Origin of the sequence: Serratia sp. CY43202, from assembly GCF_052168755.1 — a bacterium.
In the GTDB taxonomy this organism is placed as follows: Bacteria; Pseudomonadota; Gammaproteobacteria; order Enterobacterales; family Enterobacteriaceae; genus Serratia; species Serratia bockelmannii.
On record NZ_JBJNMB010000002.1, the window covers coordinates 542,328 to 555,752 of the forward strand.

The window sequence follows — 13,425 nt, forward strand, 5'->3', positions numbered from 1 at the left end:
GAGAAGATGGTGGTGGGGGAATGATTATTCGTCACTTCGTTCCTCACCCTTTGGGCCGCGCTAAAGCGCGTTATCCTTCCCTTTCTGACTCGCTTAAACTCAGTGCGTATCAGCAACGAAAAGATGGTGGTGGGGGAAGGATTCGAACCTTCGAAGTCAGTGACGGCAGATTTACAGTCTGCTCCCTTTGGCCGCTCGGGAACCCCACCATATTACATGGCTATTTAACTGGCCTTGCTTGCGAGAGCGCTGTCTCGGTAAGCGGGGCGCATCATATCAAATGAAGCGGATGTGTAAAGCATTGAAATGCAGAAAATGAATCGTTTGCCGTTTTTTTATTCTTGGCGGTGCATCCCTGAACGAAATGCACCGATTTATTGAGCGATTACAGAATAACGGTGCGGTTGCCGTAAACGAAGACACGCTGCGCCAGCACCTGATACAGCGCGCGGCTAAGCACATTTTTCTCTACGTCGCGCCCGGCGCGCATCATATCCTCGGCGGAATAGGTGTGATCGACGTGGATCACGTCCTGCATGATGATCGGGCCTTCGTCGAGATTGTCGTTAACGTAGTGGGCGGTGGCGCCGATGATTTTTACCCCGCGCTCATAGGCCTGGTGATAAGGGCGCGCGCCGATAAATGCCGGCAGGAACGAATGGTGAATGTTGATCACCTGATTCGGATAATGTTGCACGAAGGCCGGGGTCAGCACGCGCATATATTTGGCCAGCACCACGTAATCCGGCTGGTATTGATCGATCTTGGCCGTCATTTCGCGGTCGTGTTGCTCACGCGTCAAGCCTTCGTGGCTCACCAAATGGAAAGGAATATCGAAACGCTCCACCAGCGTTTGCAGCGTGTCGTGGTTGCCGATCACGGCGGCGATTTCAACGTCGAGGCCGCCATAGGCGCTTTTCATCAACAAGTCGCCCAGGCAGTGAGCCTCTTTGGTGACCAGTACCACGATGCGACGGCGCCCGGTGCTGTGCAGCTCGCGCAGCGAACCTTCCGGCAGCGCGCTGTCCAGATCGGCCAGCAGCGTGTTGTCGTTGAAAATGCCTTCCAGCTCGGTGCGCATAAAGAAACGCCCGGTGCGGTGATCGACGAACTCATTATTCTGGACGATATTGAGTTCGTGCTTGTAACAGATGTTGGTGATCTTGGCGATCAGCCCTTTGGCGTCCGGGCAGATGGTGCGTAACACTTTTCGTTGTACATTTTGGTGTGGCATGGGTTTGAGGATCCTGTCTGATACTGAACGGCCTGTCTGCGCAGGCGTAAACGTGAAGCGCCGGCCGGCTAGCGCCCGCAGCACTTCTTATATTTTTTCCCTGAGCCACAGGGACACATCGCATTTCTGCCGGGCTGGGGTTTGGTGCCGTCGATATAATACCAACGTTGATCGCGACGAAGGAAGCGTGAGCGCTCATGCATCGCTTGCGGTTCGCCGCTTTCGCCATCGGTAAAACGGGCGATGAATTCGACGAAGCCTTCATCCGGCTCATGACCGGCTTTCTCTTCCACGACAGTCAGGCCCAGCCATTCGGTATTCTTAAAACTGTCGACGATTGCATTGCGCCACGCTTCGGCACCGCAGTCGGGGTGCCAGGTGGCGATCAGATAGTCGACGTTATGACTCACGTAGGCGGTGAAGCGTGAACGCATCAGCTGGCCGGGCGTCGGCGCTGGCTGATTGCCGCTGATAAAAGGGGCGCAGCACGCGTTATACGCCAGTCCGCTGCCGCATGGGCATAATTCGGGCAAAATAACTCCTGAGAACACGAGGCAGAAAATGAATTTAGCGCATATGTTACCTAACAATATTCGTCAGTGACAATCTACCCTGAAAGCAGAGAACACCTTTCACCCTGAGGATGGCGCGATGCGGCAAATCAAGATCGGACTGGCGCTGGGAGCGGGCTCGGCCAAAGGCTGGGCGCACATCGGCGTGATCAATGCGATAAAGAAACTGGGGATTGAGGTTGACGTCGTTGCTGGCTGTTCTGTCGGCGCGTTGGTGGGCGCGGCGTTCGCCAGCCATCGTCTGCCGGCGATGGAGCAGTGGGTGCGATCGTTCAGCTATTGGGACGTCATTCGCCTGATGGATTTTTCCTGGCAGCGCGGCGGCCTGTTGCGCGGCGAGCGGGTGTTTAACGCCGTCGGACAGCTGCTGAAGGTCAATGATATCGCCGATTGCGCGTTGAAGTTCGGTGCCGTGACCACCAATCTCAGCACCGGGCGCGAGCTGTGGCTGACCGAAGGCGATATTCATCAGGCGATACGCGCCTCCTGCAGCATGCCTGGCCTGTTGGCGCCAGTATGGGCCGACGGCTATTGGCTGGTGGATGGCGCGGTGGTCAATCCTGTGCCGGTGTCGCTTTGCCGCGCCATGGGCGCCGATATCGTCATCGCGGTCGATCTGCAGCATGATGCGCATCTGATGCAGCAGGATCTGTTCTCGATACGTATCGAGGAAGAAAGCCCGGGCGATGCGCCTGCGGCGACCTGGCGCGGGCGTCTGCGGGAACGCATCGGCAAAATGCGACAGCGCAAACCGGCGACGGCGCCGACGGCGATGGAGATCATGAGCACCTCGATTCAAATGCTGGAAAATCGTTTGAAGCGTAATCGGATGGCGAGCGATCCGCCGGATGTGTTGATTCAACCTTTTTGTCCGCAAATCTCGACGCTGGATTTCCACCGCGCCGATGAAGCGATCGCAGCGGGGTTGCTGGCGGTGGAAAAACAACTGGATCGGTTGTTGCCGTTGATAAAAAATAGATAATTCTCGGTTCTCGGTTGGCAATGCGCGGTCAGTCTGTTTCAGACGAGCATAAGTGACCTTTTTGAGCCACTATTACACTATGGAAAGGGACGAGGCTCGGCTGATGGCATTACCACTTACTCACAAGCGCATCTTGATCGTTGAGGACGAACAGGTTTTTCGTTCAGTGCTGGTCGGTTATTTGGCCTCACTGGGTGCTGAAACCGGCGAGGCGACCAACGGTATACAGGCGCTGGGTGCCGTCGATGACTTCAAGCCGGATCTGATCCTGTGCGATCTCGCGATGCCGGAAATGGGGGGGATCGAATTCGTTGAGCACCTGCGTTTGCAGGGGCTGCAAATCCCGGTGCTGGTGATCTCGGCCACCGACAAGATGGCTGACATCGCCAAGGTGCTGAGGTTGGGCGTGCAGGATGTGCTGCTCAAGCCGCTGACCGATCTCAATCGCCTGCGTGAAGCGGTGTTGGCATGCTTATACCCCAATATGTTCACTTCCCAGGCGATTGAAGAGGTTGAACTGTTTCAGGACTGGGATGCGTTGAGCAAAAATCCCTCCGAAGCCGTCAAACTGCTTAAACAATTGCAACCGCCGGTACAGCAGACTATTGCGCATTGCCGGATCAACTATCGGCAGTTAACCACCGGCGAAAATCCTGGCCTGGTGCTGGATATCGCCGCTTTGTCAGAAAAGGATCTGGCATTCTATTGCCTGGACGTCACGCGCGCCGGCGATAATGGCGTATTGGCGGCATTGCTGTTGCGTGCATTATTTAATGGGCTGCTGCAAGACCATCTGGCTAATCAACAGCATCGTCTGCCGCAAATGTCGGCATTGTTAAAGCAGGTTAATCAATTATTGCGGCAGGGGAAATTAGACGGTCAATTCCCGCTGTTGCTGGGATATTATCACGCCGAAAATAAAAACCTGATTCTGGTTTCTGCCGGGCTGCATGCCAACGTCAATACCGGTGACAATCAAATCCAGCTGAGCAATGGCGTGCCACTGGGGACGCTGGGGGCCACCTACATGAATCAGATCAGCCAGCGCTGCACTGCCTGGCAGTGTCAGGTATGGGGAAGCGGTGGTCGGTTGCGGCTGATGCTCAGCGCTGAATAACAGGCAACGAACGGCGAGATCTTAAGCTATTCACTTATCGGTAATTAAACCGTTTATTTATTCTCCCGATTATCCGAACGGGTAATAGTCCTAAATGTTTTCTATTTGTGTTCTGGTTAATGCCAGGCGCGCATAAGCTGGTATACTCCGAAGGTTTTTTATATTGAGCCCAAGCTCATAAAATGAGCGCTTTAGCTTCAAGAGAGGAAATAATGCCTGCTGTAAATCGCAAAGTCAGAAAAGCCGTGATCCCGGTTGCAGGCTTGGGTACGCGGATGTTGCCGGCCACCAAAGCCATTCCGAAAGAAATGCTGCCGCTGGTTGATAAACCGCTGATCCAATACGTCGTTAATGAGTGCATTGCGGCGGGGATTAACGAGATTGTGCTGGTCACCCACTCCTCCAAGAACTCGATCGAAAACCATTTTGATACCAGTTTCGAACTTGAAGCGATGCTGGAAAAACGCGTCAAGCGCCAATTGCTGGATGAAGTGCAGTCGATCTGCCCGAAAGGCGTTACCGTGATGCAGGTTCGTCAGGGCAATGCCAAAGGCCTGGGGCACGCGATTATGTGTGCCTACCCGATGGTGGGCGATGAACCGGTGGCGGTGGTGTTGCCGGACGTGATCCTCGACGAATACAGCGCCGATCCGAAAAAAGACAACCTCCGCGAAATGCTGCAGCGCTTCGAAACTACCGGCGTCAGCCAGATCATGGTTGAACCCGTGCCGCATAAAGATGTCGGAAACTACGGCGTAGCCGACTGTAAGGGCGTTGCTTTGCAACCGGGCGAAAGTGCGCCGATGGTGAGTGTGGTTGAGAAACCTTCGCCGGATAAAGCCCCTTCCAACCTGGCGATTGTCGGTCGTTACGTGTTATCCGCCGATATTTGGCCGCTGTTGGCTAAAACGCCCCCTGGCGCCGGCGACGAAATTCAGCTGACTGACAGTATCGAAATGTTGATGCAGCAGGAAACGGTGGAAGCGTATCACCTGAAGGGCGTAAGCCATGACTGCGGTAACAAGTTGGGGTACATGCAGGCTTTTGTAGAGTACGGCATGCGTCATGCCAGCCTGGGCAAAGAATTTTCTCAGTGGCTGCAACAGGTTGTTGCCGCTGACAAGAAGTAATTTGATCTTTCGTATTAATTTGAAAAACTAGGATTTTCACATGAAAGTAACAGTTTTTGGTATTGGTTATGTGGGGCTGGTACAGGCCGCCGTACTGGCTGAAGTTGGCCATGACGTTATGTGCATTGATGTTGATGAGCGAAAAGTCGAAAACCTGAAAAAAGGGAATATCCCGATTTTTGAACCGGGCCTGACGCCGCTGGTACAGCAAAACTATGAGGCTGGGCGCCTGCATTTCACCACCGATGCCAAAGCGGGCGTGGCACACGGGAATATCCAGTTTATTGCCGTCGGCACGCCGCCGGATGAGGACGGCTCCGCCGATCTGAAATATGTCACCGCGGTTGCACGTACCATCGCCGAACACATGACCGATCGCAAAGTGGTGATCGATAAATCCACCGTGCCGGTCGGTACGGCGGACAAGGTGCGTCAGGTGATGGCGGAAACGCTGGCTAAACGCGGCAGCAACGTGGCGTTCGACGTGGTATCCAACCCTGAATTCCTGAAGGAAGGCGCTGCGGTAGCTGACTGCATGCGCCCTGAACGCATCGTGATCGGTACCGATAATAAAGAGGTAATCGAACCGATTCGCGAACTGTACGAGCCATTTAACCGCAATCACGATCGTATGATCATGATGGATATCCGCAGCGCAGAGCTGACCAAATACGCTGCCAACTGCATGCTGGCGACCAAAATCAGCTTTATGAACGAGATGTCCAATCTGGCGGAAATGCTGGGTGCGGACATCGAGAAAGTGCGTCAGGGCATCGGTTCCGACTCACGCATCGGTTATCACTTCATCTACCCTGGCTGCGGCTACGGTGGTTCTTGCTTCCCGAAAGATGTCCAGGCGTTGATCCGCACGGCGGAGCAGATCGGTTACCAACCGAAGCTGCTGCAGGCGGTAGAGCAGGTCAACTACCAACAGAAAGATAAGTTGAACAGCTTTATCAAAGATTACTTCGGCAGCGATCTGAAGGGGAAAACCTTTGCGCTGTGGGGCCTGGCGTTCAAGCCGAATACCGATGACATGCGTGAAGCATCCAGTCGCGTGCTGATGGAGCAATTGTGGGCTGCCGGCGCCACCGTTCAAGCCTACGATCCTGAAGCGATGAACGAAGTTCAGCGCATCTATGGCCAGCGCGACGACTTGAAGCTGATGGGGACCAAAGAGGCTGCATTGCACGGCGCCGATGCTCTGGTGATCTGCACCGAATGGCAGAATTTCCGCGCACCGGACTTCGATGTGATCAAGAGTGCGTTGAAGCAGCCGGTGATCTTCGATGGACGTAACCTGTACGATCCGGAGCGTTTGGAGAATCGCGGCTTTACCTATTACGCGATTGGCCGCGGCGCCTCGATTAAACCGGTTATTTAAGGAGTGGGCATGAAATTCCTGGTTACAGGCGCCGCAGGGTTTATTGGTTATCACGTTGCAGAGCGTTTGTTGACCGCCGGGCATCAGGTTGTCGGCATCGATAACCTGAATGACTATTATGACGTGGGCCTGAAAATGGCCCGTCTGGACAGACTGGCGGATAAGCCGGGATTCCGCTTTATCAAGCTGGATTTGGCCGATCGTGAAGGGATGGCGGCATTGTTCGCCGAGCATCAGTTCCAACGAGTCATTCATTTGGGGGCACAAGCCGGCGTGCGTTATTCGTTGGTTAACCCGTTGGCTTATGCGGACGCCAACCTGATCGGCCATTTGAACGTTCTGGAAGGCTGCCGCCATAATAAGGTCGAGCATTTACTTTATGCTTCCTCCAGCTCTGTTTATGGCCTCAATCGCAAGCTGCCGTTTGCTACCGAAGATTCTGTCGATCACCCTGTGTCACTGTATGCGGCCACCAAAAAAGCCAATGAGCTGATGTCACACAGCTACTCTCATTTATACGGTCTCCCGACGACGGGGTTACGCTTCTTTACCGTATATGGTCCCTGGGGGCGTCCGGATATGGCGCTGTTCAAGTTTACCAAGGCCATATTGGCGGGGGAGAGCATCGATGTATATAACCACGGTGAAATGCACCGTGACTTTACCTACATCGATGATATCACCGAGGCGATTGTGCGGCTGCAGGCGGTTATTCCGCAGGCAGATCCGTCATGGAGCGTTGAACAGGGATCGCCAGCGACCAGTTCCGCACCGTATCATGTTTATAATATCGGCAATAACACCCCCGTTAAACTGATGGAATATATCACGGCGCTGGAGCAGGCTTTGGGGGTAACTGCCCGCAAGAATATGCTGCCGATGCAACCTGGCGACGTGATGGATACCAGTGCGGACACCGCAGAGCTTTATCGTGACATTGGTTTTAAACCGGAAACCAGCGTTGAAGAGGGTGTAAAGCGCTTTGTTGATTGGTATAAGGCATTCTACCAGGTTCAATAATTGAACGAGGGTAAATGCGATAAAGGGGCCTTAGGGCCCCTTTTTTTCATTGGGGCTCCATGCAGGGAAGAAAATGCGAATTAGGATATTTACTAAAAGGAGAGGGGTGAGGTGGGATCACGTCGATAAGCTTTAAAATGAAAAGGCCCCCCGGAGGGAGCCTTTCAGATACGGACTGAATCGCTATTACAGCAGGAAATCGTCCAGAGATTTACCTTGCTCTTCGATAGCTTTCTTAATCACCGCAGGCGTACGGCCTTGGCCGGTCCAGGTTTTCAGTTCGCCGTTTTCATCTTTATATTGGTATTTAGCAGGACGTGCTGCACGCTTTGCTTTGCCGGCAGCCTTGTTGGCAGCCATGGTTTGCAGCAGCTCATTTGGATCGATACCATCAGCAATCAGCATTTCGCGGTATTGCTGCAGTTTACGAGTGCGTTCTTCGATTTCTGCTTGAGCCTGGCTGTCTTCTTCGCGACGTTCGTTCACAACAACTTCCAGTTTCTCGAGCATTTCTTCCAGCGTTTCCAGTGTGCATTCTCTTGCCTGGGCGCGCAGAGTGCGGATGTTGTTCAAAATCTTTAATGCTTCGCTCATTGTCCTAGTCTCAAATTATATTGGTGGGGGGCGTCTCGATAATAATAGAGTGCTATTTTCTTTTCTGCAATAGCCAAATTGACTTGAATACTCAAATTTACCTTTTAAAAAACCGTTAATCGGATCTGTCCGACTAATATAGGAAGGGCTGTTAACTATTATCCTCACCGCACTTAAGTCAAAATTTCAGCAGGCATGCTTTAAAAGGCGCGTGTCGCAAGGCTTTCATCGATAAGTTATCGTCGTAATTTATATCAATATTACAATGAGTTCTGTGGGCTTAATCACGCCATGGTAAGGCAGACATTGTAAACAATAGGGGTATATAGGTAAAGGTTGCGTCAGGAAACGTCGGGGGGATAGCGAAGGTGATTAAATGCCCTGTATTGGCCTCACGTATAATAGACAAGCACTCTCCCGCGGCTGCGGTGCCTGCCGCAGTGAAAGAGGATTATGCATTAATGGGCAAATGTTCGGGGTTAACCATTAGCAAGAATTAATAGTGATGACAGGCATACATTATCCTGTAAATAGCTGTAAAAAGAACGGGCCGACAGAACGATATGTTTCGCTTGAAAGCGCATTATTACGGCGAACGCAATATTCGTTCGCTTTGGGCTGAGCCGGGGGGCGGCTTATGGTACACTTACCGTCCTAATCAACATTTGAATATTTCTTATACCATCGGAGTTGCGGGGCCATGGCTCAACTTTATTTTTATTACTCTGCGATGAATGCCGGCAAGTCCACCGCGCTGCTACAGTCTTCATATAACTATCAAGAACGTGGTATGCGCACGCTGGTGTTCACCGCGGAGATCGATCACCGCTTTGGCGTCGGTAAAGTCAGCTCGCGCATCGGTTTATCCTCGCAGGCCCAGCTCTATAACAACGACTCGATGCTGTACGCCATGATTCAGCAAGAGCATCAACAGCAGCCGGTGCATTGTGTGCTGCTGGATGAAAGCCAGTTCCTGACCAAGGCGCAGGTTGAGCAATTGTGCGATGTGGTGGACCAACTGGACATTCCCGTATTGTGCTACGGCCTGCGTACCGATTTTCTCGGTGAGCTGTTTACCGGCAGCCAATATTTGCTGGCCTGGGCCGATAAGCTGGTGGAATTGAAAACCATCTGTCACTGTGGGCGCAAAGCCAACATGGTGTTGCGGTTGGATGAAAACGGCCAGGCGATGCACGCTGGTGAACAGGTGGTGATTGGCGGTAACGAGAGCTATGTCTCCGTCTGTCGCAAGCATTATAAAGAGGCGATTCACTCCCTGGAGTAGGAGCGAAAATGCCGCCAGCGCCCGCTGAGGCGTTTTGGCGGCGGGATAAGAAAAACCGCGCGCCAGGCGCAATAAAAAACCCGCCGTTTGGCGGGTTTTTTTATCGGTTCACGGAACCGTTATTTCTTGGGCTTCTTTACCGCGGTTTTGGCTGCAGCCGGAGCCGCCGCTTCCTCGTCGACCGCTTCGCTGAATTCGCGGCCGTAGAAGGTATCCAGCATGATTTGCTTCAGTTCGGCAATCAGCGGGTAGCGCGGGTTGGCGCCGGTGCATTGGTCGTCGAATGCGTCTTCCGACAGCTTGTCGACTTTCGCCAGGAAGTCCGCCTCCTGCACACCCGCCTCACGGATGGAGGTTGGGATGCCCAACTCGGTTTTCAGCTCGTCCAGCCAGGCCAGCAGTTTCTCAATCTTCTGCGCGGTGCGGTCGCCCGGTGCGCTCAGGCCGAGGTGGTCGGCGATTTCAGCGTAGCGGCGGCGCGCCTGAGGGCGGTCGTACTGGCTGAAGGCCGTTTGCTTGGTCGGGTTGTCGTTCGCGTTGTAGCGAATGACGTTGGAAATCAGCATCGCGTTGGCCAGGCCGTGCGGAATGTGGAACTCCGAGCCCAGCTTGTGCGCCATGGAGTGACAAACCCCGAGGAAGGCGTTGGCGAAAGCGATACCGGCGATGGTGGCGGCGTTGTGCACGCGTTCACGGGCAACCGGGTTTTTCGCGCCTTCTTTATAGCTGGCCGGCAGATACTCTTTCAACAGTTTCAGCGCCTGCAGCGCCTGGCCGTCGGAGTATTCGTTCGCCAGCACCGACACGTAGGCTTCCAGCGCGTGGGTTACCGCATCCAGACCGCCGAAGGCGCACAGGGATTTTGGCATGTTCATCACCAGGTTGGCGTCGACAATCGCCATGTCCGGGGTCAGCGCATAGTCGGCCAGCGGGTATTTCTGTCCGGTGGTGTCGTCGGTCACGACGGCGAATGGCGTGACTTCCGAACCGGTGCCTGAGGTGGTGGTGATGGCGATCATCTTCGCTTTCACGCCCATTTTCGGGAACTTGTAGATACGCTTGCGGATGTCCATGAAGCGCAGCGCCAGATCCTCGAAGTGGGTTTCAGGATGTTCGTACAGCACCCACATGATTTTCGCGGCGTCCATCGGCGAACCGCCGCCCAGCGCGATGATGACGTCCGGTTTGAAGGAGTTCATCTGCTCGGCGCCTTTGCGCACGATGCTCAGCGTCGGATCGGCTTCCACTTCAAAGAACACTTCAGTTTCGATACCGTGAGACTTCAGAACCTTGGTGATCTGGTCGGCATAGCCGTTGTTGAACAGGAAACGGTCGGTCACGATGAAGGCGCGTTTCGCCCCGTCGGTCGCCACTTCTTCCAGCGCGATAGGCAGTGAGCCACGGCGGAAGTAGATCGATTTCGGAAGTTTATGCCACAACATGTTTTCTGCTCGCTTCGCTACAGTTTTCTTGTTGATCAGGTGTTTAGGTCCGACGTTTTCAGAGATGGAGTTACCACCCCAGGAACCGCAACCCAGCGTCAGCGAAGGCGCAAGTTTGAAGTTGTACAGGTCGCCGATACCGCCCTGAGAAGCCGGGGTGTTGATCAGAATGCGAGCCGTTTTCATTTTATCGCCGAAGTAGGCGATGCGAGCCGTTTGGTTATCCTGGTCGGTGTACAGGCAGGACGTGTGGCCGATACCGCCCATTGCGACCAGTTTTTCGGCTTTGGCGACGGCGTCTTCGAAGTCTTTGGCACGGTACATCGCCAGGGTAGGCGACAGTTTTTCATGTGCGAAAGGTTCAGACTCGTCGACCAGCTTCACTTCACCGATCAGCACTTTGGTGTTGGCCGGCACTTTGATGCCTGCCATTTCGGCGATTTTCGGTGCGGATTGCCCGACGATGGCCGCGTTCAGGCCGCCGTTTTTCAGGATGATGTCCTGCACCGCTTTCAGTTCTTTACCCTGCAGCAGATAGCCGCCGTGGGAAGCGAAGCGCTCGCGTACCGCATCATAGATAGCGTCAACGACGATGACCGACTGTTCGGAAGCGCAGATAACGCCGCTGTCGAAGGTTTTGGACATCAGGATAGAGGCGACCACGCGTTTGATATCTGCGGTTTCGTCTACCACGACCGGCGTATTGCCGGCGCCGACGCCGATTGCCGGTTTGCCGGAGCTGTAGGCGGCTTTCACCATGCCCGGGCCACCGGTGGCGAGGATCAGGTTGATGTCAGGGTGGTGCATCAGTTGGTTGGACAGCTCGACGGTAGGTTGGTCGATCCAACCGATAATGTCTTTCGGCGCACCGGCGGCGATAGCGGCTTGCAGCACGATATCGGCGGCTTTGTTGGTGGCATTCTTCGCACGCGGGTGCGGCGAGAAGATGATGCCATTGCGGGTTTTCAGGCTGATCAGCGCTTTGAAGATCGCGGTAGAAGTTGGGTTGGTGGTAGGCACGATACCGCAAATCAGGCCGATAGGTTCGGCGATGGTGATGGTACCGAAAGTGTCATCTTCAGACAGGATGCCACAGGTTTTTTCATCTTTATAGGCGTTGTAGATGTACTCGGAAGCGAAGTGGTTTTTGATCACTTTGTCTTCGACGATACCCATTCCGGATTCTTCCACGGCCATTTTGGCCAATGGGATACGGGCATCAGCAGCGGCGAGGGCGGCAGCGCGGAAGATTTTATCCACTTGCTCTTGAGTGAAGTTGGCATATTCGCGCTGGGCTTTTTTGACACGTGCGACAAGCTCGTTCAGTTCAGCGACATTCGTTACAGCCATAATGCTCTCCTGATAATGTTAAACTCTTTCAGTAAATAAGCCGTGCGAGCCACTAGTATAGTCGTAACGGGGATAAGCGGTGATGAGAATACCGGGGTCTTCCCGCGTTATTTCTTCGCATGCTGCTGATTTGCTTAAAGAGCTTCACCCTACGCCAACCGGAGGGGCAGGCAGTGAGGAGAACGGAACCGGCGATGCTGCTGCCGACTTTGTTCTACTCCCTGACTACGACTAAGAGCTTACCCACTGTTGGGTAGTTGATTTGTGATCTAAATCATGAAAACTGCAAGCTGACACCTTTCAGCTTGCTGGTGTTGGGAATTATTCTCGATAACTGCGAGCGGTGACTCTTTTTTCAACATAAAAAATCAAAAGGCCATACATCACTTTAACAAAGGGCATTTGTTTTGTTGCATAACCTGCTGGTAGTCAAAAATGCTGCTCTGGCCGGATGGATTACCCGCGGCAATTCCATTACATTAGCGCGCATAGGCAGCACACCTTTTTATAGTACTTAATGCGGAGCCATCTGTGGGCCAATCTCTGTTGGATCTTTCCGGCTTTATCAAGTTCTTTGTCGGTCTGTTTGCGCTGGTCAACCCGGTGGGCATCTTGCCGGTGTTTATCAGTATGACCAGTTATCAGGCGGAAGCGGGGCGCAACAAAACCAACCTGACCGCCAACCTGTCGGTCGCCATCATTCTGTGGACCTCGCTGTTCCTGGGCGAAGGGATCCTGCGGATGTTCGGCATCTCTATCGATTCGTTCCGCATCGCCGGCGGTATTCTGGTGGTGACCATCGCCATGTCGATGATCAGCGGCAAGCTGGGGGAAGACAAACAGAACAAACAAGAGAAGTCGGAGAGCGCGATCCGCGAAAGTATCGGCGTGGTGCCGTTAGCGCTGCCGCTGATGGCGGGGCCAGGGGCGATCAGTTCTACCATCGTCTGGAGTTCACGTTATCACAACTGGCAAAGCCTGCTCGGTTTTACGGTGGCGATCGCCTTGTTCGCCTTTTGCTGCTGGCTGTTGTTCCGCGCCGCGCCGCTGTTGGTGCGTTTGCTTGGGCAGACCGGCATCAACGTGATCACCCGAATCATGGGCCTGTTGCTGATGGCGCTCGGGATCGAGTTTATCGTTACCGGCATTAAGGCGATATTCCCCGGCCTGTTGTAATACCCTTTGTTTAGCCGCGCACCTTTCGCGTTGGCGCGGCTAAAATTAATTTTAAAATTTAAATTATTTATTGGTTCGCATTATTATAGTGCAGAGGATGAATAAAATTTATTCGGTTGCACCCTTATGTTGCATAAAT

The 13,425-nt window shown here is 53.6% G+C and carries 11 protein-coding genes and 1 tRNA gene; 7 read left to right on the forward strand and 5 right to left on the reverse strand.

Annotation, left to right across the window (positions count from 1 at the left end):
- Positions 1 to 124 precede the first annotated feature (124 nt).
- The 3 genes from ACJ8J5_RS04420 to ACJ8J5_RS04430 all read right to left on the reverse strand — a co-directional run bounded on the left by ACJ8J5_RS04420 (position 125) and on the right by ACJ8J5_RS04430 (position 1,767).
- A tRNA-Tyr gene (locus ACJ8J5_RS04420) sits at positions 125 to 209 on the reverse strand.
- A gap of 176 nt (positions 210 to 385) precedes the next feature.
- Positions 386 to 1,234 carry a formyltetrahydrofolate deformylase gene (gene purU / locus ACJ8J5_RS04425; RefSeq protein ID WP_004932187.1) on the reverse strand — a complete coding sequence of 283 codons (849 nt, stop codon included), beginning with the start codon at positions 1,232 to 1,234 and terminating at the stop codon, positions 386 to 388.
- Between the two features lie 68 nt (positions 1,235 to 1,302).
- Positions 1,303 to 1,767: a YchJ family protein gene (locus tag ACJ8J5_RS04430; RefSeq protein ID WP_025303082.1), complete on the reverse strand. Its 465-nt coding sequence runs from the start codon at positions 1,765 to 1,767 to the stop codon at positions 1,303 to 1,305.
- A 118-nt stretch (positions 1,768 to 1,885) separates the two neighbouring features.
- Here ACJ8J5_RS04430 and rssA point away from each other — a divergent pair, with 118 nt between their 5' ends.
- The 5 genes from rssA (at position 1,886) to ACJ8J5_RS04455 (ending at position 7,439) form a co-directional block, all read left to right on the forward strand.
- Positions 1,886 to 2,788, forward strand: coding sequence for a patatin-like phospholipase RssA (gene rssA / locus ACJ8J5_RS04435; RefSeq protein WP_043142971.1), 903 nt, complete (start codon positions 1,886 to 1,888; stop codon positions 2,786 to 2,788).
- Between the two features lie 103 nt (positions 2,789 to 2,891).
- Positions 2,892 to 3,905 (forward strand): two-component system response regulator RssB, encoded by a 1,014-nt coding sequence (gene rssB / locus ACJ8J5_RS04440; protein WP_025303080.1) that lies wholly within the window; start codon positions 2,892 to 2,894, stop codon positions 3,903 to 3,905.
- 212 nt (positions 3,906 to 4,117) lie between these two features.
- Positions 4,118 to 5,035, forward strand: a complete 918-nt coding sequence (gene galU / locus ACJ8J5_RS04445) for a UTP--glucose-1-phosphate uridylyltransferase GalU (RefSeq protein WP_025303079.1) — start codon at positions 4,118 to 4,120, stop codon at positions 5,033 to 5,035.
- A gap of 40 nt (positions 5,036 to 5,075) precedes the next feature.
- Entirely contained in the window at positions 5,076 to 6,419 is a 1,344-nt protein-coding gene (locus ACJ8J5_RS04450; protein ID WP_025303078.1) for a UDP-glucose dehydrogenase family protein, read from the forward strand.
- Positions 6,420 to 6,428: 9 nt separating this feature from the next.
- Positions 6,429 to 7,439, forward strand: coding sequence for an NAD-dependent epimerase (locus ACJ8J5_RS04455; RefSeq protein WP_025303077.1), 1,011 nt, complete (start codon positions 6,429 to 6,431; stop codon positions 7,437 to 7,439).
- Between the two features lie 186 nt (positions 7,440 to 7,625).
- On the opposite strand, the gene hns is transcribed toward ACJ8J5_RS04455, so the two are convergent.
- Positions 7,626 to 8,033, reverse strand: coding sequence for a histone-like nucleoid-structuring protein H-NS (gene hns / locus ACJ8J5_RS04460; RefSeq protein ID WP_004932170.1), 408 nt, complete (start codon positions 8,031 to 8,033; stop codon positions 7,626 to 7,628).
- 700 nt (positions 8,034 to 8,733) lie between these two features.
- On the opposite strand from hns, the gene ACJ8J5_RS04465 reads away from it, so the two are divergent.
- Entirely contained in the window at positions 8,734 to 9,318 is a 585-nt protein-coding gene (locus tag ACJ8J5_RS04465; protein ID WP_015378091.1) for a thymidine kinase, read from the forward strand.
- A gap of 119 nt (positions 9,319 to 9,437) precedes the next feature.
- Here ACJ8J5_RS04465 and adhE read toward each other — a convergent pair whose 3' ends face one another.
- On the reverse strand, positions 9,438 to 12,110 hold the full coding sequence (gene adhE, locus ACJ8J5_RS04470) for a bifunctional acetaldehyde-CoA/alcohol dehydrogenase (protein WP_025303076.1): 2,673 nt from the start codon (positions 12,108 to 12,110) through the stop codon (positions 9,438 to 9,440).
- 531 nt (positions 12,111 to 12,641) lie between these two features.
- Between adhE and ACJ8J5_RS04475 the strand changes: the two genes are divergently transcribed.
- Positions 12,642 to 13,286: a YchE family NAAT transporter gene (locus ACJ8J5_RS04475; protein ID WP_015378089.1), complete on the forward strand. Its 645-nt coding sequence runs from the start codon at positions 12,642 to 12,644 to the stop codon at positions 13,284 to 13,286.
- Positions 13,287 to 13,425: the final 139 nt, after the last annotated feature.